This window comes from Actinokineospora sp., from assembly GCF_052390155.1.
GTDB lineage: Bacteria > Actinomycetota > Actinomycetes > Mycobacteriales > Pseudonocardiaceae > Actinokineospora.
The window spans coordinates 19,948-44,298 of the sequence record NZ_JBQTHF010000049.1 but is presented as its reverse complement, the minus strand read 5'-3'; the positions used below and the strand labels follow the sequence as shown (position 1 = coordinate 44,298).

The 24,351-nt window shown below is 69.7% G+C and carries 25 protein-coding genes; 12 read left to right on the top strand and 13 right to left on the bottom strand.

What is annotated here, in order from left to right:
- Positions 1 to 4 precede the first annotated feature (4 nt).
- The 4 genes from ACT4N7_RS17190 (at position 5) to ACT4N7_RS17175 (ending at position 6,012) form a co-directional block, all read left to right on the top strand.
- The gene (locus tag ACT4N7_RS17190) at positions 5 to 1,618 is read left to right on the top strand and encodes a carboxyl transferase domain-containing protein (RefSeq protein WP_444829757.1); all 1,614 of its coding nucleotides are present in this window, start codon (positions 5 to 7) and stop codon (positions 1,616 to 1,618) included.
- A 2-nt stretch (positions 1,619 to 1,620) separates the two neighbouring features.
- Positions 1,621 to 3,612, top strand: a complete 1,992-nt coding sequence (locus ACT4N7_RS17185; protein ID WP_444829756.1) for an acetyl/propionyl/methylcrotonyl-CoA carboxylase subunit alpha — start codon at positions 1,621 to 1,623, stop codon at positions 3,610 to 3,612.
- Positions 3,609 to 4,763 (top strand): acyl-CoA dehydrogenase family protein, encoded by a 1,155-nt coding sequence (locus ACT4N7_RS17180; protein WP_444829755.1) that lies wholly within the window; start codon positions 3,609 to 3,611, stop codon positions 4,761 to 4,763. The genes ACT4N7_RS17185 and ACT4N7_RS17180 overlap by 4 nt, the downstream gene beginning before the upstream one ends.
- A 190-nt stretch (positions 4,764 to 4,953) precedes the next feature.
- Positions 4,954 to 6,012, top strand: coding sequence for an alpha/beta fold hydrolase (locus tag ACT4N7_RS17175; RefSeq protein ID WP_444829754.1), 1,059 nt, complete (start codon positions 4,954 to 4,956; stop codon positions 6,010 to 6,012).
- 4 nt (positions 6,013 to 6,016) lie between these two features.
- Here the strand turns inward: ACT4N7_RS17175 and ACT4N7_RS17170 are convergent, their stop codons facing one another.
- Complete coding sequence (locus tag ACT4N7_RS17170) at positions 6,017 to 7,492, bottom strand: MFS transporter (RefSeq protein ID WP_444829753.1); 1,476 nt, start codon at positions 7,490 to 7,492, stop codon at positions 6,017 to 6,019.
- Between the two features lie 84 nt (positions 7,493 to 7,576).
- On the opposite strand from ACT4N7_RS17170, the gene ACT4N7_RS17165 reads away from it, so the two are divergent.
- Positions 7,577 to 8,212 (top strand): TetR/AcrR family transcriptional regulator, encoded by a 636-nt coding sequence (locus ACT4N7_RS17165; RefSeq protein ID WP_444829752.1) that lies wholly within the window; start codon positions 7,577 to 7,579, stop codon positions 8,210 to 8,212.
- Positions 8,213 to 8,249: 37 nt separating this feature from the next.
- Here the strand turns inward: ACT4N7_RS17165 and ACT4N7_RS17160 are convergent, their stop codons facing one another.
- From ACT4N7_RS17160 to ACT4N7_RS17135, 6 genes are all read right to left on the bottom strand, one after another.
- Positions 8,250 to 8,837 carry a DUF3558 family protein gene (locus ACT4N7_RS17160; protein ID WP_444829751.1) on the bottom strand — a complete coding sequence of 196 codons (588 nt, stop codon included), beginning with the start codon at positions 8,835 to 8,837 and terminating at the stop codon, positions 8,250 to 8,252.
- On the bottom strand, positions 8,834 to 9,778 hold the full coding sequence (locus ACT4N7_RS17155; RefSeq protein WP_444829750.1) for a hypothetical protein: 945 nt from the start codon (positions 9,776 to 9,778) through the stop codon (positions 8,834 to 8,836). Before ACT4N7_RS17155 ends, ACT4N7_RS17160 begins: the two co-directional genes overlap by 4 nt.
- Positions 9,779 to 9,782: 4 nt before the next feature.
- On the bottom strand, positions 9,783 to 10,088 hold the full coding sequence (locus ACT4N7_RS17150; protein ID WP_444829749.1) for a hypothetical protein: 306 nt from the start codon (positions 10,086 to 10,088) through the stop codon (positions 9,783 to 9,785).
- 98 nt (positions 10,089 to 10,186) lie between these two features.
- Positions 10,187 to 11,095 carry a DUF3558 domain-containing protein gene (locus tag ACT4N7_RS17145; protein WP_444829748.1) on the bottom strand — a complete coding sequence of 303 codons (909 nt, stop codon included), beginning with the start codon at positions 11,093 to 11,095 and terminating at the stop codon, positions 10,187 to 10,189.
- An 88-nt stretch (positions 11,096 to 11,183) separates the two neighbouring features.
- Complete coding sequence (locus tag ACT4N7_RS17140; protein WP_444829747.1) at positions 11,184 to 11,447, bottom strand: DUF397 domain-containing protein; 264 nt, start codon at positions 11,445 to 11,447, stop codon at positions 11,184 to 11,186.
- Complete coding sequence (locus ACT4N7_RS17135) at positions 11,444 to 12,310, bottom strand: helix-turn-helix domain-containing protein (RefSeq protein WP_444829746.1); 867 nt, start codon at positions 12,308 to 12,310, stop codon at positions 11,444 to 11,446. Before ACT4N7_RS17135 ends, ACT4N7_RS17140 begins: the two co-directional genes overlap by 4 nt.
- A gap of 101 nt (positions 12,311 to 12,411) precedes the next feature.
- Here ACT4N7_RS17135 and ACT4N7_RS17130 point away from each other — a divergent pair, with 101 nt between their 5' ends.
- On the top strand, positions 12,412 to 12,723 hold the full coding sequence (locus ACT4N7_RS17130; RefSeq protein ID WP_444829745.1) for a hypothetical protein: 312 nt from the start codon (positions 12,412 to 12,414) through the stop codon (positions 12,721 to 12,723).
- Positions 12,724 to 12,726: 3 nt separating this feature from the next.
- Here ACT4N7_RS17130 and ACT4N7_RS17125 read toward each other — a convergent pair whose 3' ends face one another.
- From ACT4N7_RS17125 to ACT4N7_RS17115, 3 genes are all read right to left on the bottom strand, one after another.
- Entirely contained in the window at positions 12,727 to 13,935 is a 1,209-nt protein-coding gene (locus tag ACT4N7_RS17125; protein ID WP_444829744.1) for an acyl-CoA dehydrogenase family protein, read from the bottom strand.
- A gap of 28 nt (positions 13,936 to 13,963) precedes the next feature.
- Positions 13,964 to 15,259, bottom strand: a complete 1,296-nt coding sequence (locus ACT4N7_RS17120) for an acyl-CoA dehydrogenase family protein (protein WP_444829789.1) — start codon at positions 15,257 to 15,259, stop codon at positions 13,964 to 13,966.
- 99 nt (positions 15,260 to 15,358) lie between these two features.
- A complete protein-coding gene (locus ACT4N7_RS17115; protein ID WP_444829743.1) occupies positions 15,359 to 16,324 on the bottom strand; it encodes a D-2-hydroxyacid dehydrogenase in 966 nt (321 codons plus the stop codon).
- Positions 16,325 to 17,020: 696 nt separating this feature from the next.
- Between ACT4N7_RS17115 and shbA the strand changes: the two genes are divergently transcribed.
- Complete coding sequence (shbA, locus tag ACT4N7_RS17110) at positions 17,021 to 17,623, top strand: RNA polymerase sigma factor ShbA (RefSeq protein WP_444829788.1); 603 nt, start codon at positions 17,021 to 17,023, stop codon at positions 17,621 to 17,623.
- A 15-nt stretch (positions 17,624 to 17,638) separates the two neighbouring features.
- Here the strand turns inward: shbA and ACT4N7_RS17105 are convergent, their stop codons facing one another.
- Both ACT4N7_RS17105 and ACT4N7_RS17100 read right to left on the bottom strand, forming a co-directional pair.
- Positions 17,639 to 18,253 carry a class I SAM-dependent DNA methyltransferase gene (locus ACT4N7_RS17105; RefSeq protein WP_444829742.1) on the bottom strand — a complete coding sequence of 205 codons (615 nt, stop codon included), beginning with the start codon at positions 18,251 to 18,253 and terminating at the stop codon, positions 17,639 to 17,641.
- Positions 18,254 to 18,352: 99 nt separating this feature from the next.
- Positions 18,353 to 19,069 carry an FAD-binding oxidoreductase gene (locus ACT4N7_RS17100; protein ID WP_444829741.1) on the bottom strand — a complete coding sequence of 239 codons (717 nt, stop codon included), beginning with the start codon at positions 19,067 to 19,069 and terminating at the stop codon, positions 18,353 to 18,355.
- 205 nt (positions 19,070 to 19,274) lie between these two features.
- Here ACT4N7_RS17100 and ACT4N7_RS17095 point away from each other — a divergent pair, with 205 nt between their 5' ends.
- Complete coding sequence (locus tag ACT4N7_RS17095) at positions 19,275 to 20,681, top strand: protein kinase domain-containing protein (protein WP_444829740.1); 1,407 nt, start codon at positions 19,275 to 19,277, stop codon at positions 20,679 to 20,681.
- Between the two features lie 108 nt (positions 20,682 to 20,789).
- Positions 20,790 to 22,163: a WS/DGAT/MGAT family O-acyltransferase gene (locus tag ACT4N7_RS17090; protein WP_444829739.1), complete on the top strand. Its 1,374-nt coding sequence runs from the start codon at positions 20,790 to 20,792 to the stop codon at positions 22,161 to 22,163.
- Between the two features lie 6 nt (positions 22,164 to 22,169).
- On the opposite strand, the gene ACT4N7_RS17085 is transcribed toward ACT4N7_RS17090, so the two are convergent.
- The gene (locus tag ACT4N7_RS17085; protein WP_444829738.1) at positions 22,170 to 22,382 is read right to left on the bottom strand and encodes a DUF5302 domain-containing protein; all 213 of its coding nucleotides are present in this window, start codon (positions 22,380 to 22,382) and stop codon (positions 22,170 to 22,172) included.
- Positions 22,383 to 22,673: 291 nt separating this feature from the next.
- Here ACT4N7_RS17085 and ACT4N7_RS17080 point away from each other — a divergent pair, with 291 nt between their 5' ends.
- The 3 genes from ACT4N7_RS17080 (at position 22,674) to ACT4N7_RS17070 (ending at position 24,249) form a co-directional block, all read left to right on the top strand.
- Entirely contained in the window at positions 22,674 to 23,300 is a 627-nt protein-coding gene (locus ACT4N7_RS17080; protein WP_444829737.1) for a hypothetical protein, read from the top strand.
- Between the two features lie 69 nt (positions 23,301 to 23,369).
- Positions 23,370 to 23,843: a cupin domain-containing protein gene (locus ACT4N7_RS17075; RefSeq protein WP_444829736.1), complete on the top strand. Its 474-nt coding sequence runs from the start codon at positions 23,370 to 23,372 to the stop codon at positions 23,841 to 23,843.
- A gap of 127 nt (positions 23,844 to 23,970) precedes the next feature.
- Entirely contained in the window at positions 23,971 to 24,249 is a 279-nt protein-coding gene (locus ACT4N7_RS17070) for a hypothetical protein (protein ID WP_444829735.1), read from the top strand.
- The last annotated feature ends 102 nt before the right edge of the window (positions 24,250 to 24,351 follow it).

Below are 24,351 nucleotides of genomic sequence, written 5' to 3'. Positions count from 1 at the left end.
CGACATGGACGCGCCTGTCCTGCGCAGCGCCGCCGACCCGGCCGACCCGGCTTTCCAGCGCAACGTCAAAGAGCACGCGGTGCTCGTCGACGACCTGCGCGAGCGGCTCGGCCAGGCCGCCCTCGGCGGTCCCGAGAAGGCCCGCGCGCGGCACGTCGCGCGGGGCAAGCTGCTGCCGCGCGACCGGGTGGACTCGCTGGTCGACCCGGGTTCGCCGTTCCTGGAGCTCTCGCCGCTGGCCGCCACCGGCCTGTACGACGACGACGCCCCGGCCGCCGGGGTGATCACCGGCATCGGCCGAGTGTCCGGGCGCGAGTGCGTGATCGTCGCCAACGACGCCACGGTCAAGGGCGGCACCTACTACCCGATGACGGTCAAGAAGCACCTGCGTGCCCAGGAAGTGGCACTGCAGAACAGCCTTCCGTGCGTCTACCTGGTCGACTCCGGCGGCGCGTTCCTGCCCAAACAGGACGACGTGTTCCCCGACCGCGACCACTTCGGCCGGATCTTCTTCAACCAGGCCACCATGTCCGCCCGCGGCATCCCGCAGATCGCCGCCGTGCTCGGCTCGTGCACCGCGGGCGGCGCCTATGTGCCCGCGATGAGCGACGAGGCGGTCATCGTCCGCGAGCAGGGCACCATCTTCCTCGGCGGCCCGCCGCTGGTGAAGGCCGCGACCGGCGAGGTCGTCACCGCGGAGGAACTCGGCGGCGGCGACGTGCACTCGCGGGTCTCCGGCGTCACCGACCACCTGGCCGACGACGACCCGCACGCGCTGCGGATCGTGCGCTCCATCGTCAGCACGCTCGGCCCGCGCGCCGCGCGCCCGTGGGTGCTCGCCCCGGTCGAGGAGCCCGCGCTCGACCCGGCCACGCTCTACGGCGTCGTGCCGACCGACCCGCGGACCCCGTACGACGTGCGCGAGGTGCTCGCCCGCGTCGTGGACGGCAGCCGGTTCCGCGAGTTCAAGAAGGAGTACGGGTCGACGCTGGTCACCGGGTTCGCCCGCATCCACGGCCACCCGGTCGGCATCGTCGCCAACAACGGCGTGCTGTTCTCCGAGTCGGCGATGAAGGGCGCGCACTTCATCGAACTGTGCGACCAGCGCAGCATTCCCCTGCTGTACCTGCAGAACATCACCGGCTTCATGGTCGGGCGCGACTACGAGGCGGGCGGCATCGCCAAGCACGGCGCGAAGATGGTCACCGCGACGGCGTGCGCGCGGGTGCCGAAGTTCACCGTGATCGTCGGCGGCTCGTTCGGCGCGGGCAACTACTCGATGTGCGGCCGGGCGTATTCGCCGCGGTTCCTCTGGATGTGGCCCAACGCGCGGATCTCGGTGATGGGCGGCGAACAGGCCGCGTCGGTGCTGTCCACTGTGCGCCGCGACCAGATCGAGGGCTCCGGCGGTGCGTGGTCCACTGTGGACGAAGAGGCGTTCAAGGAGCCGATCCGCCGCCAGTACGAAGACCAGGGCAACCCGTACTACTCCACCGCGCGGCTGTGGGACGACGGCGTGATCGACCCGGCGGACACTCGCCAGGTGCTCGGTCTCGCGCTGTCGGCCGCGGCCAACGCGCCCCTGGAACCTGTCCGCTACGGCGTCTTCAGGATGTGAGCATGTTCAGCAGCGTTCTGATCGCCAATCGCGGCGAGATCGCGGTCCGCGTCATCACCACCCTGCGCAGGCTGCGCATCCGGTCGATCGCGGTCTACAGCGACGCCGACGCCGATGCCCGGCACGTGCGCGAGGCCGACCTCGCCGTCCACATCGGACCGGCCGCCGCCCGCGAGAGCTACCTGTCCATCGAGCGCATCCTCGCCGCGGCAAGGGAAACCGGCGCCGAGGCGGTGCACCCCGGCTACGGCTTCCTGTCCGAGAACGTCGAGTTCGCCCGTGCGTGCGCAGGCGCCGGGCTGGTGTTCATCGGCCCGCCCGCGGCCGCGATCGACGCGATGGGCGACAAGATCCGGGCCAAGCTGACCGTGATGGGCGCGGGCGTGCCGGTGGTGCCCGGGCGCACTGAGCCCGGCATGTCCGACGACGCATTGGTTTCCGCCGCCGACGAGATCGGCTACCCGGTGCTGCTCAAGCCGTCAGCGGGCGGCGGTGGCAAGGGCATGCGGCTGGTCGAAGAACCTGCCGGGCTCCGCGCGGCCATCGAGTCGGCGCGGCGCGAGGCGCGCGGCTCGTTCGGCGACGAGACGCTGCTGATCGAGCGGTTCGTGCTGCGGCCCCGGCACATCGAGATCCAGGTGCTCGCCGACTCGCACGGCACGGTGATCCACTTGGGCGAGCGCGAGTGCAGCCTGCAGCGGCGGCACCAGAAGATCATCGAGGAAGCGCCGTCCCCGCTGCTCGACGCGGCCACCCGGGAGCGGATGGGCAAGGCCGCGGTCGACGCGGCCAAGGCCGTCGACTACGCCGGCGCGGGCACGGTCGAGTTCATCGTCTCCGCCGACCGGCCCGACGAGTTCTTCTTCATGGAGATGAACACCCGGCTACAGGTCGAGCACCCGGTCACCGAGCAGGTCACCGGGCTGGACCTGGTGGAGCAGCAGGTGCGGGTGGCCGCGGGCGAACCCTTGGCGCTCAAGCAATCCGACGTCGTCCTGCGCGGACACGCGGTGGAGGCACGAGTTTACGCCGAGGACCCTGCGACCGGATTTCTCCCGACCGGCGGCCGGGTGCTTGACGTCCGACAGTCCACAGCGGACTGGTCGCGAGTGGACTCCGGGCTGCGGGCGGGCAGTGTGGTCGGGTCCGACTACGACCCGATGCTGGCCAAGGTGATCACTTGGGGCGCAGACCGCGCCGAGGCGCTCGGCAGGCTGTCCGACGCGCTCGCGGACACCGCGGTGCTCGGCCTCGGCACCAATGTGGCGTTCCTGCGCGCGCTGCTCGCCGACGAGGATGTCCGCGCGGGCAGGCTCGACACGCAACTGGTGGAGCGCAAGCTCACGGAGCTGACCAGGGTGGCGCCGGTGCCCGACGAGGTGTTCGCGGCGGCGGCGCTGGACGAGCTGCTGGGCATGCAGCCGACCGGGCCCGTGGTCGACCCGTGGGACGTGCCCAACGGCTGGCGGCTGGGCCGCGGGGCCGTGGTCCCGCTGCGGCTCACCTGCGGCGGCCGGGACGTGACCGTGCGGGTTTCCGGCACCCCGGCCGCCGCGCTGGTGGCAGTGGACGACGGCGTGCCGGTGCGCGCGTCGGTGTCCCGTGTGGACGATGACCTGTGGGTGACCCACGGCGGGCGCAACCTGCGCTACGCGCGGGCGCACGACTCCACTTCGGACACGTTGTGGCTGGCCGCGGGCGGGCACTCGTGGGCGGTCGCCGAGCACTCGCTGCTGGAAGGCGGCACCGCCGCTGCCGCCGCGGGCGGGCCGATCACCAGCCCGATGCCCGGCACGGTGCTCTTGCTGAAGGTAGCGGCGGGCGAACAGGTGTCGGCCGGGCAGCCGCTGCTTGTCGTCGAGGCGATGAAGATGGAGCACACCATCACGGCCAAGGTTGACGGTGTGGTCTTCGAACTCCCGGTGCACGCGGGCCAACAGGTCGCGCTGAACCAGACCCTTGCTGTGGTGACCCCATCGGAGGACCCGCGATGATCGATCTGAGACTGGACGAGGAGCACGAGGCGCTGCGCAAGACCGTCCAGGAGTTCGCCCGGGAGGAGGTCGCCCCGGTCATCGGCGAGTTCTACGAGCGCGAGGAGTTCCCGTACGAGATCGTGGCCAAGATGGGCCAGATGGGCCTGTTCGGCCTGCCGATCTCCGAGGAGTACGGCGGCATGGGCGGGGACTACTTCGCGCTCTGCGTGACGTTGGAGGAGTTGGCTCGGGTCGACTCGTCGGTCGCGATCACCCTGGAGGCGGGCGTCTCGCTGGGCGCGATGCCGCTCTACCGGTTCGGCAGCGCGGAGCAGAAGCAGCGCTGGCTGCCCAAGCTCACCACCGCCGAGCAACTCGGCGCGTTCGGCCTCACCGAGCCCGGCGGCGGCTCCGACGCGGGCGCCACCCGCACCACCGCCCGCCTCGACGGCGACGAGTGGGTCATCAACGGCACCAAGGCTTTCATCACCAACTCCGGCACCGACATCACCGGTCTGGTGACCGTCACCGCCGTCACCGGGACCAAAGAGGACGGTCGCAAGGAGATCTCCGCGATCATCGTGCCCGCGGGCACGCCGGGCTTCACGGTGTCGAAGAAGTACTCGAAGGTCGGTTGGAGCGCCTCCGACACCCGCGAGCTGTCCTTTGCCGACGTGCGCGTGCCCAAGGAGAACCTGCTGGGCGAACTGGGCCGGGGCTACGCCCAGTTCCTGTCCACTTTGGACGAGGGGCGGGTCGCGATCGCGGCACTGTCGGTCGGACTGGCCCAGGGCTGCGTCGACGAGTCGCTGAAGTACGTCGGGGAGCGCGAGGCGTTCGGGCGCAAGATCGGGGAGTACCAGGCGATCCAGTTCAAGATCGCCGACATGGAGTGCCGCGTGCACACCGCCCGGCTCGCCTACTACGCCGCCGCCGCGAAGATGCTGCGCGCGGAGCCGTTCAAGAAGGAGGCGGCCATCGCCAAGCTGGTGGCCTCCAACGCGGCCATGGACAACGCCCGCGACGCCACCCAGATCTTCGGCGGGTACGGCTTCATGAACGAGTTCCCGGTCGGCCGGTTCTACCGGGACGCCAAGATCCTGGAGATCGGCGAGGGCACCAGCGAGGTCCAGCGGATGCTCATCGCCCGCGAACTCGGCCTGCGCTGAGCCAGTCCACATCCCCTCGATCCATCCACAGATTTTCGCGCCCCCTTCCCCCACCCCCACCCACCGATAGACTGGAGCAGGGCTGTCCCCCCGAGGTGGGTGGGGGTTTGTCCTGGCGGGAATCGTCGTGCGAGCGAGTGTGCACCGAGTGCGGCACACTGGTGCGGTTCACTGCGGCGAAGGGGCGGCGATGACATCGGCACCGGAGTGGGTCTCCTCGGCCACCTCGAACGTTCTGGCCAAGGTGCTACGCGGCGGCGTCGCCGACCTCCGGCCGATGGCGCGCACGCTGATCGACAAGGGCCGGATGCGCTCGGTGTACCGGTTCGCCGAGGGCGACACGCCCGCCAGCGGCGACCCGGTGTTGCTGGTGCCGCCGCTCGCCGCGCCCGCGTTGTGTTTCGACCTGCGCCGGGGTTGCAGCCTCGCCGAGCATCTGGTCGACCAGGGCCGCTCGCTCTATCTGGTCGACTACGGCACGGTCAGCTTCTCCGACCGCAGGCTCGGCCTGGAGCACTGGATCGACGAGGTGCTGCCGCGCACCATCCGCGCGGTCAGCGCCGACGCGGGCGGTCGCCCGGTGCACCTGGTGGCGTGGTGCCTGGGCGGCATCATGTCGCTGCTTACCGCCGCCGACCAGCACGACCTGCCGATCGCGTCGATCGCCACGGTCGCCGCGCCGATCGACATGACCGCGATCCCGCTGGTGGCCCCGATCAAGCCGTTGGCCGACCTGACCAACGGGTGGATCCTCACCCCGGCGTACCGACTGCTCGGCGGCGCGCCGCGCGCGCTGGTCAAGCGGGCGTTCCAGCTCTCGGCGATCGACAAGGTGATCACCAAGCCGTACGCCATCCTGTCCCATTTGGACGATGCCGAGTTCCTCGCCCAACTGGAAGCCGTGGACCGCTTCACCGACAACATGATCGCCTACCCCGGCCGCACGTTCGGCCAGATCTACCACCGGTTCTTCCGCGCCAACGACCTCGCCGAGGGCGAGGTCGACCTGGGCGGACGGCGGATCTCGCTGGCAGGCGTCAAGATCCCGGTGCTGGTCGTCGCGGGCGTTGGCGACAGCATCGCCCCCCAGCGCGCGGTGCGGCACCTGCTCGACGTGCTGGAGAACGCCGCCGAGGTCACCTTCGAGACCTGCCCCGGCGGCCACCTCGGCGTCCTCACCGGCCGCGGCGCCCGAACCACGACCTGGACGCACCTCGACGCGTTCCTGGACGCCCACAATCCTCTGTAGACAGTTACCCGTGGACAGTCGACCCGGAGGTGTCCAGCTCTGCGGGCACGCCTGAGCGCAGCACGAGACCGCAGACGACCGCACTGGCGGCGAACAGGGTCGCGGTCCAGGCGAACGCCGCGCTGTAGCCCGCGACCGCCGCGCCCGCCGGGCTGGTGCCCGCCATGAGCGCCGCGGTCACCGCGCCTGCCGCGACCGAGCTGAACAGCGCGGTGCCGACCGAACCGCCGAGCTGCTGCATGGCGTTGATCGCCGCCGACGCCACGCCGGAGTCCTCCGGTTCGACGCCGACGATGCCGGTCATTCCCGTCGCGATGGTCAGGCCGATGCCGAGGCCCGCGATCAGCAGGCCGGGCAGCACGTCCGGGGCGTAGGTGCTGACCTCGTCGAGCAGCGCCAGCAGGCCGGTGCCCGCCGCCGCGAGCAGCATGCCCACGACGACCAGCGGGCGCGGCCCGACCTTGGGCAGCAGCGCGGTGGTGGACACGGTCGCCCCGAGCATCAGCATGCCGATCATCGGCAGGAACGCGAGGCCGGTCTGCACCGGGCCGAACCGCAGGTTGAGCTGCAGGTAGAAGGTCAGGAACAGGAAGATGACGAACATCCCGGCGCTCAACAGGAACAGCGCGAGGAACGAGCCGCCGCGGGTGCGGTCCGCCAGAATGCGCAGCGGCAGCAGCGGATGCGCGCTGCGGGTCTGCCACCACACGAACGCCACCAGCAGGACGCCGCCCGCGATCAGGAAGCCCCAGGTCCCCGGTGCGTCCCAGGATTCGGTCTCGGCGTTGGCCAGGCCGTAGACCAGGGCGAACATGCCCGCGGTCGCGGTGACCACGCCGACGAGGTCCAGCTTCGGCCGTTCGGTCGTGGTGCTCGGGCTGAGCAGGGTGATGCCACCGAAGAACGCGACGCCCGCGAAGACCAGGTTGACGAACATGCACCAGCGCCAGTCGAGGTACTCGGTCAGCGCGCCGCCGAGCAGCAGGCCGATGGCGCCGCCGGAACCCGCGAGTGCGCCGAAGATGCCGAACGCCTTGCCGCGTTCCTTGGGGTCGGTGAAAGTGGTCGTCAGCAGCGAGAGCGCCGCCGGGGCGAGCAGGGCGGCGAACACACCCTGGCCGACGCGGGCCGTGACCAGCACGCCGAAGCTGCCCGCCGCGCCGCCCACCGCGGAGGCGATCGCGAAGCCCACGACGCCGAACAGGAAGACGACCCGGCGGCCGAACAGGTCGGCGATGCGGCCGCCGATGAGCAGCAGGCTGCCGAAGCTCAGCGCGTACCCGGTGATCAGCCACTGCCGCTGGTCGTTGCTGAAACCGAGGTCGATCTGCGCCGACGGCAGCGCGATGTTCACCACTGTCGCGTCGAGCACAACCATGACCTGTGCCAGCGCGATCACGGCGAGCACGAGCCAGCGCCTGCGCGCCGCCGGGTCCGCGGAATCGGTTGGCGGTGCGGGTTTCGCGTCGGACAGCGTCATCTTCTCCCCCAGGGAAGTCGGTTGCCTGGTGAAGTTAGCACGGAAGTGGAGATCAGACCTCCGTATTATTGGTAGGCTGCGGCCGTGACCTCCGACACGCGCCCACTGCGCGCCGACGCCGAACGCAACCGCGTCCGCGTCGTCGCCGCCGCGCGCGAGGTCTTCGCCGAACACGGCCTCGACGTCACCCTGGACGAGATCGCCCGGCACGCCGAGGTGGGCGTCGGCACGGTCTACCGGCGGTTCCCCAACAAGGAAGCCCTGGTCTCGGCCGTGTTCGACGACGTCGTGGACGAGCTGATCGCACTGTTCCCCGCCGCCGTGGCGGAACCGGATGCCTGGCTCGGTCTCTCCCGCCTGATCACCGCCATCGTGGAGCGTCAGGCGGTGGACCGCGGCCTGTACGAGGTGTGCATCCGCACTGACCGAGGCCAGTCACGCCGCATTGTCGACCACCTCGTCCCGGCGACCGAAGCCCTTGTCGCGCGGGCGAAAGCCGACGGTGCGGTCCGCCAGGACTTCGCCGCGCCGGACATCGGCCCGATGATCGTCATGGTCGCCGCCGCGGCCAAGCTGACCCGTGTCATCGACCCGGACCTGTGGCGCCGCTACCTTGCCGTCCTGCTCGACGGAATTCGGGTGGGTCCGCCGACACCGCTGCCCCAGCGGCCGCCGACGAGTCAGCAGGTCGACCAGGCGATGCAGATATTCCACTCCTGACTCTGAAATGGAGCGAGACAGACTTTCGTGGCTGTGGTCAGTTGGCGAGGGATCGGATGATGCCGTCCGCGACCGCGATCGCGATATTGCATGCCTGGTTCCCGTCGGAGAGTGCCTCGATGACGATTCCCGAGGTGTCGCTCAGGCCGACATGGACCTCGCAGGACTTGTCGAGGCGGCGTTCGCCCTTGTCTGGGTTGATTTTGGCGGCTGGTTGGCCCGCGATGGTGAGGGCTTGCACGAAGTTCGGCGGTGGGCCCTGTTCTGGAGTGGGTTTTTCGTAGGCTTCGGCGAGCACGTCCCGAGTCGACCGGAAGTGGATTGTCAATGGGGTGATTAGTGCCGAGGGTTTCGAGCCCGCGGGCTGATATGAGCACTCTGGACTCTCCGGCACAAAGCTGAAATCTGACCCGTTGTCGAGTCCGAATTGTTCTGCGGTGACGCGGGGCAGGATCGAGCAGATGACATCTTCGGGGAGAAAGGCGCTGGCGTTCAGTGGTCGGGTGATGGGTGGGCGGGTCGGCCGGGTGGTCGGCCGGGGGGCGGGTTCGGTGGGCGGGGCGGGTGTGCAGGCCGCCGTTATCGTGAGAACCGTAAGTAGGACTCCCAGGTGGGGCCGAGTCACGAGGCGCCGCCGAGTCGTCGGCGGATCTCGCTGTCCTCGGCCCGCTGCTCGTCGATGTAGGGTTTTCGCTGGTCTTCGACCATGGGAGTGAATGTCTCCGACGGGTATGCTTTGGTGATGAATTTATCGTAGCTGAAGTCCGGGCTGTCGATGTACACGCAGCTCGCCATCGGCTTGAAGACATCCGCCTTTCGCAAGGATGCCACCAGGCTGTCTTCAATTTCCCAGATTTTTGTCTTGATTATTTCGAGTCCGTCTTCGTAGGAGTGTTGGAGGGCATTGCCCGCGTGGAGGTAGCTGTCGATGATGGTGTCGCCGTTGCCGTCGTCGATGAGGTAGTCGGTCGTGATGCCGGTGGCTTTGACGAGGAGGCCGAGTCCATCTCGAACGGCTTTGGACGGGTCGATGCTGAGGAGCTTGTCGATGATTTCCGAGCCGAGGGCGATGGCGACCTTGGTTTCCCGTTTGTTCTGGTCCTCGATCTCCCGTAGCGCAGCGGCGGTGGTCTCTTTGCAGAGGTTGTAAAGGCTTTCGCGGCAGTGGTAGGATAGGGCGAAGAACGCGGCCGCCGAGTCGACGGTCTTCCAGACGGTGGTGCCGAGGGTGTCCAGCACGGTGTCGATTCTGGAGAGTTGTTTGGTGAATTCGTCGGCGGCGTCGCCGGTCCAGGCGTTGAGGTGTTTGTTGGTTTCGGCGAGTTCGGCGCGGGCCTTCTCGCTGCTGCTGATCGCGAGGGCAGCGTCGTACATGCGGGTGTGCTCGTCGCTGATCTTCTGTGGGGAGAGGCTGGCGATGGCGTTGAGATGGTCCAGTCGGGCGTCGGCGGCCCGGCCGCCGTGGCTGTGGTCCATGCCGGTTTCCTCGACCATCATGTAGATGGCGTCCTGGGTTTCGCGGCTGGCGTCGGCGAGTTCGTCGTCGGTGCGTCCGGTGGCGGGCATGGGTTCATCCCTGCCCGTCGGCTCTGCGGTAGAGCGCCAGGATGTCGGCGAGCGCGTCCGCGGTCGCCTCGGTGACCTCGGCTGTCCTGCTCAGCCGCCCGGCCAGATAGTCGGTGAAGCCCGCATAGACAGTCTGGGCGGAGTTGGCCGCCGGGCTGTGGCCAAGGGCGGCGCCGAAACCCTCGTGTGCGGTCAGAGTGCCGATCGGCGCCCTGATGTACTCGGCCGCCGCGGGTAGGGAGTCGGCGACGGCCTTCTCGGCTTCGGCTAGGTCGACGGCAAACTCTTGCCGCGCACGGTCATCCGGCATGGATTCCCCTCCGGTCGGTACGCCGTATCCGGCCCAACGCTGGCAAGACCAAGGGACGATCCGTGGTCGATCGACCACACTCAGCGCCGACATGGAGGTCAGGGGAGGCCGGGCTCGATCAACTCGGCAAGCCGCAACGCCAACTGACACGCCTTCGCCCTGTCCACACCCGCCACGGCGGTGGTGGACACCCGCGATGTCTCGGTGACGCCCATAGTCACCGAGCATGTTTCCGCCCCCGTCAGCCCGGTCTCGACAGCCGGGCGGTCACCGATGTTCGGGAGTTGCCGGTTGTTGATGTCGTTCGGTAGATCCTTGATACCGAGCGTGTCGTAGATGTCGACGCCGAAGATGTAAGTGTCCTTGGGGCCGCGAAGGCGCCACTTGCATCCTCGGCCCGAGCCGATGTCGTCTGGTTCGCCGCTCCCGGAGAGGCCGAGTTCGGTCTTGCCCGCATCGGGTAGCAGGGTGCACGGATCGGTATCTGTGAGGGGACTGTCGTTGGGTGCTGGCTTCGTGCTGGTGGGGCGCTTCGCCGACGTGGATGGGGAGGCCGTCGGTGTGGAGGTGTTCGTCGACTGACCGGGCAGTGCGGTACCGGCGGTTTCGGTGGAGCAGGCAGTAGTAGTGGTCAGCAAGACCGCGAGGACGGCGCTTCGGGCGAATGTGAGTTTGTCGGCCATCGCCGTGTGGATCGCCTCTTCGGCGTGGATGAGTGCTTCGCGGAACTCCATCAGCCGGGTGGCGAAGCCCTCGGCGTCGGATCCGACTGCGGCCACGTACGGCTTCAGCACGTTCGCGGCGTTGCTCGATCCGAGTTGTGGTTCACGCGTCAACCGCTCTATGTCGATCCGGTTGTCGTCGATCCAGTCGCGCATGTCGCGGCAGGCGTTCAGTAGGGCTTGGCCGCCGTAGTCGTTGACGGCGAAGCCGCCGCTCTTGGCGGCGGACAGGAAGTCGGACAGGCTCTTGCCGATGGCGTCGCCGCCCGCGTTGTCGACGTACACGCTGGCTCGTCCTCCCCAAGGTGGCCTGTTTGTCGACAGTACCAACGGGTGACTCGCTGTGTCCTGGAAATGACGGAAGGTGTGCTGATCAGGGGTGGTGGCGGGAGCGCAGGGCGCCGAGAAGGTGGGTCCAGCCTGCGGTGGCGATGATCAGGAGCCCGCCGCCAGGGTTCTTGCTGTCGCGGACCGCCATCCCCCTGGTGCACGCCAACTCGACACATACGCCCTGATCGGCACTGACGCTGCTCTTGCGCCAGGCCAGTTCCACGCACGCCCCCTGGTCATTGCTGAAGCTGCTCTTGCGCCAGGCCAAGTCCCGGGGGACGACGCGGGCAGTGGCCGGGTGGGTCATTGAAGCTCCTTGCCAGTGCGGGCGATCAAAGTGCGCGAATCGGCCGGGTTGAGCGCCAAGCCGCGCAGGTGTTCCATGGCGATCCTATGATCCCGCAGCTCGTGAGGTTGCTCCAGGTACAGCGCGCCGCTGCGGTGTTCTAGATAGGTGACGCCAGGGTCAGTCGGCGAGGGAAAGTCCATGATCGCGAAGGCGCCATGCATGCCGGGATGGGCGCCGATGTCGTTGGGCAGCACCTGGATTGTCACCCGAGGCTGACTGGCCGCGATGAGTAGACGCTCCAGTTGTTCCCGCATCACGGGTGGGCCTCCGACGTTGCTGCGCAGCGCTCCCTCGCTCAGCACCACCCACAGTCGAAGCGGGTCGACCTCGGTCAACGCTGATTGCCTTGCCAGCCTGGTCTCGACGCGGCGTGTGATGTTCTCCTCAGGCAACTCGGCGGTGCCGCCGCGGATGATGGCTGACGCGTAGTTCTCCGTCTGGAGCAGCCCGTGGATCAAGTGCGGCTCCCAGACGTGGAGGTCGGAGGCGCCCTGTTCTAGTCCTATGTAGAGAGAGAACCAGGTGGGCAGGGTTTCGGCGTAGCTGTCCCACCAGCCCTTCTTTCTGGCGTCTCGGGCGGCCTGGAGGTAGAACGGCCAGCGGTCCTCGGGTACCTGGTAGAGCGGGAGCAGTACCTTCTCCAGGTCGAGCAGTTTCGGCGGCACCGTGGCGGTCTCCAGATGGCCGACCTTCTGCGGGGTGCAGTGCAGCTTCGCGGCCACGTCCCGGCGTTCCAGGCCCGCTTCCTTGCGCAGGCGCAGGAGCTCGTGGGACAGCCAGCGCAGCCACACCGTGGGACTCGACGGCACTTCCACCTCCACTGTTGGCTACCGAATGTAGCGGATCAAGTACGCACGATCGGGCGAGTGTAGTTGCTCACGCTAGAACTTAGAGTCTAATTTATTGTCGAAAGAGAGAGGTGATGACGTTGTCTGAAGGATGTGTCGGATCGGCGGCGGACGGTGGTGCGGGCCGGTTCGTGTGGCCGGTCGACGAGAAGCGGTTCGCCGAGGTGATCCAGTCGATGGTCAGCGACCACGCGCCGAAGCTGTTCGCCATCATCGAGGAGTTCGGCGAGCGGGACGATGCCCAGGTGGTCGCGTGGGGCATGGAGTTTCCCGGGCGTGCCCATGTGGTCGGCGATGACGGGCGGATGCGGATGAGCAGTTCGTCCGCGCAGACCGCGCGCGACCTGCTTGGTATCACCGGGACCATGCGGCTGGTGTGGTGCTGAGGTCTACTTGAGTTCGGCGGAGGACTTGCCGAGTAGTCTGCGGGCGACGATGAGTTGTTGGATCTGTTGGGTGCCCTCGAAAATGTCCAGGATCTTGGCGTCGCGCGCCCACTTCTCCAGCAGCGAGTTCTCGCTGTAGCCCAGTGCGCCGGTCAGTTCGACGCAGCGCAGGGTGATGTCGGAACCGGCCCGGCCCGCCTTCGCCTTGGCCATGCTGGCCTGCAGCGAATTGGGCTTGCGGTTGTCCGCCAGCCAGGCCGCCTGCAGCGACAGCAGGTACGCCGCCTCCCAGTCCGCCTCCAGTTGCAGGAAAATGGCGACGGCCGCGTGCTGGGTGTTCGCCGGGCGGTCGTAGTCGATGGCGACGCCCGCGTCTTCGAGCAGGCGGCGGGTTTCCTCCAGGGCGGCGCGGGCGACGCCGACGGCCATCGCGGCCACCAGGGGGCGGGTGTTGTCGAAGGTCTGCATGACACCGGCGAAGCCCTGGTCGGTGTTGATGTCCGGGCTGCCCAGCAGATTGTCCTTGTGCACCCGGACGTTGTCGAGCCGGAAGTGCGCGGTGTCCGACGCGCGGATGCCGAGTTTGTGCTCCAGCCGCACCAGTTCGAAGCCGGGGGTGTTCCGATCGACCACAAAGGACTTGATGGCGGCCTTGCCCAGCGCGCGGTCCACAGTGGCCCAGACCACGACGCAGTCGGCGCGTTCGCCGGAGGTTACGAAGATCTTCTCGCCGTTGAGCACGTAGTGGTCGCCGTCCGGCACGGCCGTGGTGCGGATGGCGCCGGAGTCGGACCCGGTGTCGGGCTCGGTGATGGCCATCGCGGCCCATTTTCCCTGGTAGCGCTTGATCTGCTCGTTGTTGGCGACGGAGGCGATGGCCGCGTTGCCCAAGCCCTGACGCGGCATCGACAGCAGCAGACCCACGTCGCCCCAACACATCTCGATGGTGCCGAGGAGCAGGCGTAGGTTCGATCCGTTGCGGTTGCCGGTGTCCTTGTCGGCGCCCTCTTCGCGGCGGACACCGCCCGCGCCCGCGCCGCCGCCCGAGGCCGCGAGGCCGTCGAGCACGGCGGCCAGCATGTCGAGCTCTTTGGGGTAGGTGTGCTCGGCCTGGTCGTACTTGCGCGAGTGCGGCCGGAAGAACTCCGCCGCCGCCAGTTGGGCCTGGTCGACGAGCTGCTGGAACTTCTGCGGAACCTCAAGACTGATCACGGTGTTCGACTCCTCGATTCGTCAGTCCTCACACGAGCATGATGCCTTCCACCAGACCGACCGCCCGCAGATCGCGATACCACCGCTCCACGGGGTGCTCCTTGACGAACCCGTGTCCGCCCAACAACTGCACGCCGTCGTTGCCGATCGCCATGCCCTTCTCCGCGCACAGCCGCCGAGCGAGCCCGGCCGCCCGCGCGAACGGCATACCTCGCTCCGCCCGGCTCGCCGCGCGGTAGGTGAGCAGCCGCATGCCTGCCAGCTCGATGCCGATGTCGGCCACCTTGAACGCCACGCTCTGCCGGTGGCTGATCGGCTCGCCGAACGCGACGCGGTCGTTGACGTACGGGATCACGTAGTCGAGCACGGCCTGCGCGGTGCCCACAGCCAAGGCGCACCAACCGATCCGGGACAGCCGCACGCAGTCGGCGTACACATCGGACAGTCCGGCGCCGAGCAGCGCCGAGTTGGGCAGCGCCACCTTGTCCAGGTGCAGCCTGCCCATCCCGGCGGCGCGCAGGCCCATCGCGGGCTCGGCCTCGACGCTCACCCCGGCCGTGCCGGACTCCACCACGAACAGTGCGGGTCCGCGGCCGTCGAGGTCGGCGGCCACCACGAACAGCTCCGCCTGCGCCGCCCGCGGCACCAGCGCCTTGACACCGGTCAGCACGAACCCGCCCGCCGTGCGATATGCCTTGGCGCGCAAGGAGAACGGGTCGAACAGCGGCCGCGGCTCCTGGACCGCCAGCGCCGCGGCGGGCACGGTGTCGCCGACGAACGACGGCAGGTAGGTGGCCTGCTGGTCGGCGTCGCCCCACAGCACGAGCGCCGTGCTCACCGCCGACGGCGCCAGGCACGCGACCGCGAGGCCCATGTCGCCGTGCGCCAGCGCCTCGGCGACCAGCACGGCGGTGACGGCCGAGCGTTCCGTGCCCAGGCCGCCCAACTCCTCCGGCACCCCGACCAGGGTCACGCCCAACTCGGTGACCTGTGTCAGCAACCCTTGGGGCGCTTCGCATTTCGCGTCCGCGTCGGCGGCGACCGGCCGCACTCGCTCGGCGGCGAACTCCGTGACGGTGTCGCGGATCATCGCCTGCTCGTCGGTGGGCGTCAGGTCGAACAAGCCGTGCTCGGGCGTCGCGACCGGCCGGTGCGGCTTGCCGAGCCGGTGCGCGGCGGCGAAGGTCCGGCTCGCCGCGCCGACCGCCGTGAAGCCGGTCCGGGTGGCCTCGTACACCCCGCGCTGGACGGGCCCGCGCAGCCCGAACCGGTCGAGCACGGCCGTACTCGCCAGCCTGTTCAGCGCCGCGAGCGCCGCGCCCATGGCATCGCGTCGTGGCTGCCTGGTGGCTTCCGTCATGGTGCTCCCGTCTCGTCCGACCGCGCTTACCTACTCAAGAGTAGCAAGCGGGTCGGCGGGCTGCTACGCGGAGCCCTGGCGCTTGTCGACCACGTTGGTCAGCCTGCGGCCGGAGGTGTAGCGGTCGAGGTTCTCCTGGAACAGGCGCACCAGTTCCTCCCGCCAGCCCTTCACGTCGCCGGACATGTGCGGGGAGATCAGCACGTTCGGCATGCCCCACAGCGGCGAGGTCGGCGACAGCGGATCGTCGGCGAAGACGTTGATCGCGGCGCCCGCGAGCCTGCCCCCGTCGAGCGCGTCGATCAGGTCCGGCTGGACGACGAGCCCGGCGCGGCCGATGTTGATCAGCCGCGCGGTGGGCCGCAGCGCGCGCAGCGCCGCCGCGTCGATCAGCGCGGTCGTCGCCGGGGTCAGCGGCGCGGCCAGCACCACGTAGTCGTGGTGCGGGAGGGCGGCGCGCAGTTCGGCCATCGGCACCACGTCGCCGAGGTCGGGGTCGGCGGCGCGGGCGACATTGCCCACCCCGGACACCGACACCCCCACGGCCGTCAGCTTCCGCCCGATCGCCCGCCCGATCGGACCGGTGCCCACGATCAGCGCGCTCGACCCGGCCAGCCGCTCGGTCTCCCGGTGTTGCCACTTGCGCCGCTGCTGCAGCCGCAGCGTCGTCGGCAGGTCCTTGGCGAAGGCGAGCGCGAGACCGAGCACGTACTCGGCCATCGGCTCGTCGAAGATCCCGCGCGCGTTGGTCACCACCACGTCGCTGTCGCGCAGCGCGGGGAACAGCACGTGGTTCACCCCCGCGCCGGCCGCGTGCACCCACCGCAGGACGTTGGCGGCCGACCAGGCCCTGGTGAGCGCCGTGGTGCGCAGATCCCAGACGAACAGGACGTCCGCGCCGGTCAGCGCGTCGGCGAGGGTGGAGGGCGTGGCATAGCGGACGGTGGCGCGCCGTTCGACGGCGGTCATCTGCGGCGGTCGGTCGGGTCCGTGCAGGACCACGACGGTCGGCCGCCTGGTGGTGTCCATGGCTGGTGCATCCCCTGTCGGGTGGCTGGCCGGCCCGGGCAACGCTAGGAACGGTTGCCCGCAGTGTCAACGCGCGCCCCGGTCGAGCTCACTCTCCGTGCTTGACCAGTGACCTCGGTTCCGGTCGGCACATGCTGTACGTAGAGCGCCCGCTAGGCCATTCGTGGACACGATCACCTGATTGTCGTAGTCCCTCGGACGGGTCGAATTGTCCACTTGCGGATGCGCTCGATCCTGGTGTCCATAGAGGACAGTGGGGCGGTGGTTCCGAGATCCGATTTCGCCCAGTACGGTACTGCCTGTCTGGGGTTTTCCTGATCACGGCGGCCTGGCCCACCGGGGTCCCGAACCCGTGTCCGCCGAGGGGTGGTCGACCGGGGTCGGCGGACACCGTACGGCGCATAGGGCCGTTCGACCCTTTCCGCTGTGAGGTTGAATACGAAAACATCGCTCATATGCAGCAGCCTTACCCCTGGTGCACGGCACGTCCCCCGGCTAACATCACTCTCCGTCAGGTCCACCATCGAATCCGACGGTCACGCGGATGGATGCGACGGTGAGCCGGGACACCCGCGCCGTTCCGGGCTTCGACGGTGTACCTCCCCTATCGGTGCGCCGCATAATCTGGGGGCTCATGTGAGTTCGACAGTTCCCACCACCGCCGCTGACGCGCACGGAGCCACTCCCGTGCCCGCAGTGCGGACCACAAGCACGGACGCGGTGTTCGCCCGGCTGAAGAGTTCGGCGTTCCACGAGCTGGTCGCCGCCTCGCTCAAGGGCGACAAGGAAGCCACCGGGACCCTGTTCACCTGGATCAACCCGGCGATCGTGCGCTACTGCCGGGCCCGCATCGGCCGCGCCGGCTCGGCGTTCTCCTCCGCCGACGACGTCGCGCAGGAGATCCTGCTCGCCGTGCTGGGCGCGCTGCCGCGCTACTCCGACGACTGCGAGTCGTTCCTGCCGTTCGTCTACGGCATCGCCTCGCACAAGGTCGCCGACTACTACCGCCGCTCCGGGCGCGACCGCTCCGATCCGGTGGCCGATGTGCCCGACACCGTCGACGTCGGCCTCGGCCCCGAGCAGTTGACGCTGCGCGCGGAGATGCGCACCCGGCTGGTCAAGCTGCTCGACACCCTCGCCCCGCGCCAGCGCGAGATCCTGGTGCTGCGCCTGGTCGTCGGCCTCTCCGCCCAGGAGACGGCCGTCGCGATCGGGCTGACCGCGACGGCCGTCCGGGTGGCCCAGCACCGCGCGCTCAACCGGCTGCGCGGTGGCCTCTCGGCCGGGGACTGGCTCTAGGACTTGGCTCTGCCGCTAGGACTTGGCTCCGCGCAGGTAGAGCTGGACCTCGATCCGACCGGGCTCGGCCTCGGCCTCGAACTCGCGCAGCGCCAGCACCTCGAAACCCGCGTCGGCCACAACCGTGCGGAGCTGGCTGGGCGGGTAGGCGGACACGGTCGTCGGCGAGCCGAGGAAGTTCACCGGGAAGGTGTCGAAGTCGCCCTGCACCATGCTGACCAGCAGCAGCCCGGGACCGCGCAGCAGCGCCCTGATGTCGCGGAGATTTCGCTCGATGTCGGCCTTGGACAGCATCAGCAGCGCGAAAAACGCGACCACCGCGTCGAATTCGCCCAGCTCGCCCAGCTCGCGCAGGTCCGCGTGCAGGTAGGTCGCGCCGGGCGCCTGCGCGGCGGCCAGGTCGAGCATCGTCTGGGACTCGTCGACGCCGACCACGTCCATCCCGGCGTCCACGAGCTGTTTCGCCGTGGGCAGGCCGCTGCCGCAGCCCAGGTCGAGCACTCGGGAGCCGGGCGGAAGCTGATCGATCAGCCACGCGGCTTCGGCGATCTGCACGTCGCGCTCGACGAAGGACTCGTCGTACCGCTTGCCGATCAGGTCGAAGGCGGGAACTTTGTTCTCGGTAGGCACGCGCACAGCATGCCGGGGTAGGCCGCACCGGTCCAGTTGTCGGGCGAAATCACGAGCTGATCAACTCGACGCCCGCAGGCGCGGGCACCGGGCGCGTGCTCACGCGATCTGGCGGTCGAACGGGTTCGCGGCCAGCGACACGAACCGCTCGACGCGCCGCCGCTCGCGCGGGAACTCCAAGAGCTGCAACGCTTCCACGACGGCCTTCATGAACGGCACCGGTCCGCAGGTGAACGCGTCGCGGGCCGCGTGCGGCCGAGCCAGCCCGACGAGGTCGTCGATTGTCGGCAGGCCCCGCTCGGCCTCCAGCCAGTGCGTCACCGTCAGCCGCCCGGAGTGGCTGTCCGCCAGCGCTTTCAGCTCGGCACCGAAGATCACCGACGGCTCGTCCAGGTTCGCGTAGACCAGCTCCACCCGGCCATTTCCCTGGTGCAGCGCGGACTTCAGGATCGACATGACCGGCGTGATGCCCGACCCGCCCGCGAACAGCAGCAGATCGGCGTCCAGCGACGCGGGAGTGAACAGCCCGGCGGGCGGCAGCACGTCGACGGTGTCGCCCGCGGAGATGTTGTCGCACAACCAGTTCGACGCGTAGCCACCGGCCGTGCGCTTGACCGTCACCGTGGGCCGGTCGCCGGTGAACGGGGAACTGGACAGCGAATAGCACCGGGCCACCGAGCCGCACCGGTCGCTGGGCACGCGCAGGGTGAGGAACTGGCCGGGTCGGTAGTCGAGGTCGCCGTCGAAGACCAGCGAGCGGGCGTGCGCCGTCTCCTCGATCACGGCCGCCACGCGCAGCGTCGTCGCCTCAGTCACCTACTGCCTCCAGGGTCCGGTCGATCCCGGAAGCAGTGTGCCGCACCGTGCTGACGTCACCAATCCGGTTCGCCGGTGACGCCGTCGGCGGACTCATCGCCGCTGGGCGGCGGGGTTCGTTAGTCTCGGGGGTTGAGGGTCGGGGGCCGATCGCGAGGAGTGCCGCGTCATCGAACAGGGTCAGCTCGTCGCCGGGCGGTATCGGTTGTTGGAGTCCGTCGGCAGCGGCGCCATGGGGGTGGTGTGGCGGGCCAAGGACGAGCGGCTGGAGCGCGTCATCGCGATCAAGCAACTGCGCAGCAGGCCCGGGCTCTCCGCGGCGCAGACCGACCTGGCCCGCGGCCGCGCGATGCGGGAGGCGCGGATCGCCGCGCGCCTGCACCACCGCAACGCCATCGCCATGCTCGACGTCGCCGAGCACGAGGGCGATCCGTTCCTGGTGATGGAGTTCCTGGCCTCGCGCAGCCTGTCCGCGGTGCTCGCCGAGCGGGGCACCCTGCCCGCCGAGCAGGTCGCGGCCGTCGGGGTGCAGGTCGCCGCGGCGTTGGCGGCGGCGCACACCGCGGGCATCGTGCACCGCGACGTCAAGCCAGGCAACATCCTGCTCGACGACGACGGCATGGTGAAGATCACCGACTTCGGCATCTCCCGCGCCCACGACGACGGCACCGCCACCGAGACCGGCATGGTCGCGGGCACTCCCGCCTACCTCGCGCCGGAGGTCGCCCGCGGCCGCGAGCCGAGTGCCGCGTCGGACGTGTTCTCCCTCGGCGCCACGCTCTACCACGCGCTCGAAGGCGCGCCGCCGTTCGGGACCAACACCAACCCGCTGGCCCTGCTGCACGCGGTGGCCTCGGGCAACGTGCCGCCGCCGCGGTACGCGGGCCCGTTCGCGTCGACCCTGATGTCGCTGCTGCGGGTCGACCCGGCCGACCGCCCGACGATGGCGGAGGCGGCGGGCGCGCTGACCCTGCCGACCGCGCCGCTGCCCACGTTCGCGGAGCGCACCGTGCCCGCGTTCGACGCGCAGCGCACCGTGCGGGCGTTCGACGTGCGACGCACGGTGCCCGCGCACCCGGTCGCCGCGCCGCGGGTGCGCCCGGACCAGCCCAAACCCCGGCGCGGGCCGCTGATCGCGGCCCTGCTGGGCGTCGTGCTGCTCGCGGGCGTGGTGACCATCGTGGTGGGCAGGCCGGGCACCGACCCCGGCACCCCGGGCGCGGCGACGACGACCGTCACGGTGAGCGGGCAGCCGTCCGCGCCGCCGTCCACCCCGGTGCCGGACACCGCGAAGGTCACCGACTACTCGGCCGCGGGCAGGCAGGTGATCTCCTACTTCGGCAGCGACACCCCGCCCGCGCGGCGCTGGGCCATGCTCGGCCCCAACGGCCAGGCGGTGTTCGGCGACCTGGCCGCGTTCGAGCGGCACTGGGCGCAGTACGACTACGTCAGCTCGCGCAACGCCAACGGGGTCACCGCGAACCCGGACGGCTCGGTGAACGTGCCCGTCGACGTGACGGTGAAGTCGGCGGCGGGCGAGGTCTCGGCGAAGAAGGTGGTCCGGGTCATCCTGCGCGGCGGCCAATACCTGATCGACTCCGACTCGCGCTGAGCGCACTGTCCATCCCGGACGGCCGGCCCCGGCACGGCTGATTGCGGTAACCCGGTCCGGGTGGCAGCGTTGGACCACCGGGACGACCCGGGTTCGAGGAGGAACGCCATGCCGATGATGCCCGTGACGGATTCGATGTTCCTGCTCGGGGAATCGCGGGAGCATCCGCTGCACGTGGGCGGCCTCCAGCTCTTCGAACTGCCCCCGGGCGCGGGCCCCGGCTATGTCAGCGACATGCACCGCGAACTGCTGACCGAGGTCGACGTCCAGCCGCTGTTTCGCAGGCGGCCGCGCGGGCCGGTGGGCAGCCTGGGCCAGTTGGCGTGGGCCAACGACGACCTGCTCGACCTGGAGTACCACGTGCGGCTCTCCGGCCTGCCCACCCCGGGTCGGGTGCGCGAGCTGCTGGAACTGGTGTCCCGACTGCACGGCTCGCTGCTCGACCGGCACCGCCCGCTGTGGGAGTTCCACCTCATCGAGGGCTTGCAGGGCAACCGGTTCGCGGTCTACACCAAGGTCCACCACGCGCTCGTCGACGGCGTGTCGGCGCTGCGCCTGCTGCAGCGGTCGCTGTCGCCGGACGCGGACGAGCGGGGCATGCGGCCGCCGTGGTCGCCGCGGATGCGCACGAACGCCGCCGACTCCCGCCCGCGCGGCGAGGCGCCGCCGTTCCAGGGCCTCGCGGCGGCGGCCAACGTCGTGCGCGACCTCGTCGGTCTCGGCCCGGCGGCGGCGAAGTACGTCAATCAGGCGTTCCGCGAGCAGTCGGCCACGCTGCCGTTCGAGGCGCCCAAGTCGATGTTCAACGTGCCGATCACCGGCGCCCGCCGGTTCGCCGCGCAGGGCTGGCCGCTGGAGCGCATCCGCGCGGTCGGCGCCGCCGCGGGTGCCACGGTCAACGACGTGATGCTGGCGATGTGCGCGGGCGCGCTGCGCCAGTACATGCTCGAACTGGGCACCCTGCCGGACAAGCCGCTGGTGGCGGCGGTCCCGATCTCGCTGCGCGCCGAGGACTCCAGTTCGGGCGGCAACGCCATCGGCCTGATCCTGTGCACCCTGGCCACCGACCTGGACGACCCGGCCGACCGGCTGGCCGCCATCGTCGAGTCGATGCGCCGGGGCAAGCAGTTCTACGACGGCATGAGCCAACTGCAGATCATCGCGCTCAGCGCGATCCCGTTCGCCCCGCTGGCGGTGGCGCTGGTGCCGGGCGCGGTGCGGCTCACCCCGCCGCCGTTCAACCTGCTCATCTCCAACGTGCCCGGCCCGAAGGCCCCGCTCTACTGGAACGGCGCCCGGATGCAGGGTATCTACCCGGTGTCCATCCCGGCCGAGGGCCAGGCCCTCAACATCACCGTGACCAGCTACGACGGCAGCCTGGAGTTCGGCCTCACCGGCTGCAGGCGCAGCGTCCCGCACCTGCAGCGGCTGCTCGCCCACCTGGAGACCGAACTGGCCGCCCTGGAGAAGCAGGTCTTGTAGGGAGGATCAGCCGCTCTTGCGGCGGAACTGGCGTTTACCGCCGAGTTTGCCGTGGGCGTCGTGGACCTTGGAGCCGCCGGTCGCGTGGCCTTCGCCGGACTGGCTGCGGGCCTGCTTGCGGGCCAGCGCCTGGCGGAACTTGCTCTTGAGGTCCTGCTCCTCGGCGCCGTCCTCGGTCTCGCTGTCCTCGGTCTCGATTTTCTCCGGCTGCTCGGACATGCGGACCTCCACGATGAAGAAGCGACGGTGGGTTCAGCCTCGCACGGGCGCCCGGATCGGTCGACTCGATTTCGGGCCCCCCACCCATGCGGTCAGCCTATACGCGGGTCAGGGCGCCTCGGCACGGGCCTTGATCCCCTCGGCCTCCATGGCCAGGTAGCGGTCGGTGAGCCCGGCGCCGAGCCTGCCGATGACCTTGCCGAGCGGTCCAGTCCGGCCACCGCTCGACGTCGGCGTAGATCGCCCAGACCCGCTCGGGCGGGGCGGCGATCACGATGGACTGGAAACTCCATGAATCCGAGGGAAGTGATCGGCACGGCGTCCGGTCCGGCCAACCCCATCTCCGTGATCCGCTCCGACGCGCGCCCACTAGTCTTGCCTGCCGGAGGAAACACGGTGAACCTGCTCGACCACATCGCATCCGTGGCGGCGCTGACCGGCCGCGCGGATCATGACCAGGCCGCGCTCGCGGCCGACGAACACCTGCGGTACGAGTGGTACCGCGAAGCGGCGCCCGTCGACGAGCGGGCGTTCCTCGCGCTCGTGTTGCGCGACCCGGACCAGGCGATGGCTGTCGCCGCCGTGGTCGCGCGCATCGACGCGCGCGCCCGGTCCGACGCCGACTTCGCCCGCTGGGCTGCCGCGGTCAAGCCCGCCGTCGCGCAGGTCGACTTCGTCCGTTCCCGGCTCGCCGAGTGGTGCGTCCTGCGCGACGCGTTCGCGGGCAAGCCGGTCGACCCGGCCGCCGTGCTCGCCGCTTCCGACTGGGCGCAACGGAAACTGGCCGCCGTGGTCGACGGCGAACTGCTGGTCCTGCTTGCCGAACACGGCCGCACCCGCCGCGTCCGCGCCCTCACCCGCATCCCCCGCCCGGCCCGACCGCGTGCCGTCGTGGGCGACCAACAGCCCCGGCCGTGACGGCATCCGCCCGGGGGGTGGACTATCGGCCCGTGCGACGGTCTACTGCCAGGGTGGAGAGGAGCGCGGATGTCGTACCTGGGCTCGACTGGTGAACACAGTGCCGTCTTCCGGCCGGTGAACGAGGTTCCCGTGCTCGACCGGCCGAAATCCGCCGCGCACTTCGTGGCGCCCGCGGCGCTGACCCGCGGCCAGTTCGGCCTCTTCCGCTGGGAGATGGCCCCGGGGGCAGGCGGCCCGGAACCGCACTTCCACAAGACGTTCTCGGAGTCCTTCTACATCCTCGACGGCACCGTCCGGCTCTTCGACGGCGGCACCTGGATCGACGCCGCCGCGGGTGATTTCCTGTACGTGCCCGAAGGTGGCGTGCACGCGTTCGCCAACGACTCCGACGAGCCCGCGGCCATGCTGATCCTGTTCGCGCCCGCACCGCCGCGCGAGGAGTACTTCCTGGAACTGGCCGAGATCATCGACTCCGGCCGGACGCTGGAGCCCGCCGAGTGGGCCGAGTTCTTCGCCAAGCACGACCAGTACATGGTCTGACCCCTTGGGGCAGACCAGGTCACCTTGACCGATCCCGCCGCGGGCGCGTTGTTACGGCGGACAGCACGGCCGCGATGAGCAGCGCATGGTGCGAAGATCGGTGCTCCGCGGGAGTACGGTCGCATCGGTGCTGCTGGCGGTGGCGGGCAGCGCCGGGTGTGACCCGCAGGCGCAGGACTCCTGGCGGTGCACGGAGAACCGGTGCGAGATGACGGTGTCCGGTTCGCCGACCCTGGAGGTGCTCGACGTGCGACTCAAGGCCAAGGTGACCCGCGGCCGGGTCCGGGTCTCCGGTGGGGGTGTGGACGTGACGCTGAATCCGGGTGAGGCCGCGATGGTGGAGGGTGTGCGGGTCGAGGTGCGCTCGGTGGAGAACGGCTCGGCCACGCTGGTCGTCACCGACTGAAACTGTTAACTGTTAATTCCTGTGCCGCGGCCGATCCCGGTCCACCATGGGCGATGTGCCTGACCTGTCGTCTCGGCGGGGAGCGACCGCACTGGGAGAGGC

Bases quoted from the DNA above. Each gene is read 5' to 3' on its own strand.
- ACT4N7_RS17185 (WP_444829756.1), top strand. From the start codon at position 1,621: ATGTTCAGCAGCGTTCTGATCGCCAATCGCGGCGAGATCGCGGTCCGC.
- ACT4N7_RS17140 (WP_444829747.1), bottom strand. From the start codon at position 11,447: ATGACCCACCCGGCCACTGCCCGCGTCGTCCCCCGGGACTTGGCCTGG.
- ACT4N7_RS17150 (WP_444829749.1), bottom strand. From the start codon at position 10,088: ATGCCGGATGACCGTGCGCGGCAAGAGTTTGCCGTCGACCTAGCCGAA.
- ACT4N7_RS17170 (WP_444829753.1), bottom strand. From the start codon at position 7,492: ATGACGCTGTCCGACGCGAAACCCGCACCGCCAACCGATTCCGCGGAC.
- ACT4N7_RS17120 (WP_444829789.1), bottom strand. From the start codon at position 15,259: ATGGGCGCGGCGCTCGCGGCGCTGAACAGGCTGGCGAGTACGGCCGTG.
- ACT4N7_RS17090 (WP_444829739.1), top strand. From the start codon at position 20,790: ATGCCGATGATGCCCGTGACGGATTCGATGTTCCTGCTCGGGGAATCG.
- ACT4N7_RS17175 (WP_444829754.1), top strand. From the start codon at position 4,954: ATGACATCGGCACCGGAGTGGGTCTCCTCGGCCACCTCGAACGTTCTG.
- ACT4N7_RS17115 (WP_444829743.1), bottom strand. From the start codon at position 16,324: ATGGACACCACCAGGCGGCCGACCGTCGTGGTCCTGCACGGACCCGAC.
- ACT4N7_RS17080 (WP_444829737.1), top strand. From the start codon at position 22,674: ATGAATCCGAGGGAAGTGATCGGCACGGCGTCCGGTCCGGCCAACCCC.
- ACT4N7_RS17130 (WP_444829745.1), top strand. From the start codon at position 12,412: ATGACGTTGTCTGAAGGATGTGTCGGATCGGCGGCGGACGGTGGTGCG.
- ACT4N7_RS17155 (WP_444829750.1), bottom strand. From the start codon at position 9,778: ATGCCCGCCACCGGACGCACCGACGACGAACTCGCCGACGCCAGCCGC.
- ACT4N7_RS17180 (WP_444829755.1), top strand. From the start codon at position 3,609: ATGATCGATCTGAGACTGGACGAGGAGCACGAGGCGCTGCGCAAGACC.
- ACT4N7_RS17190 (WP_444829757.1), top strand. From the start codon at position 5: ATGGACGCGCCTGTCCTGCGCAGCGCCGCCGACCCGGCCGACCCGGCT.
- ACT4N7_RS17085 (WP_444829738.1), bottom strand. From the start codon at position 22,382: ATGTCCGAGCAGCCGGAGAAAATCGAGACCGAGGACAGCGAGACCGAG.
- ACT4N7_RS17075 (WP_444829736.1), top strand. From the start codon at position 23,370: ATGTCGTACCTGGGCTCGACTGGTGAACACAGTGCCGTCTTCCGGCCG.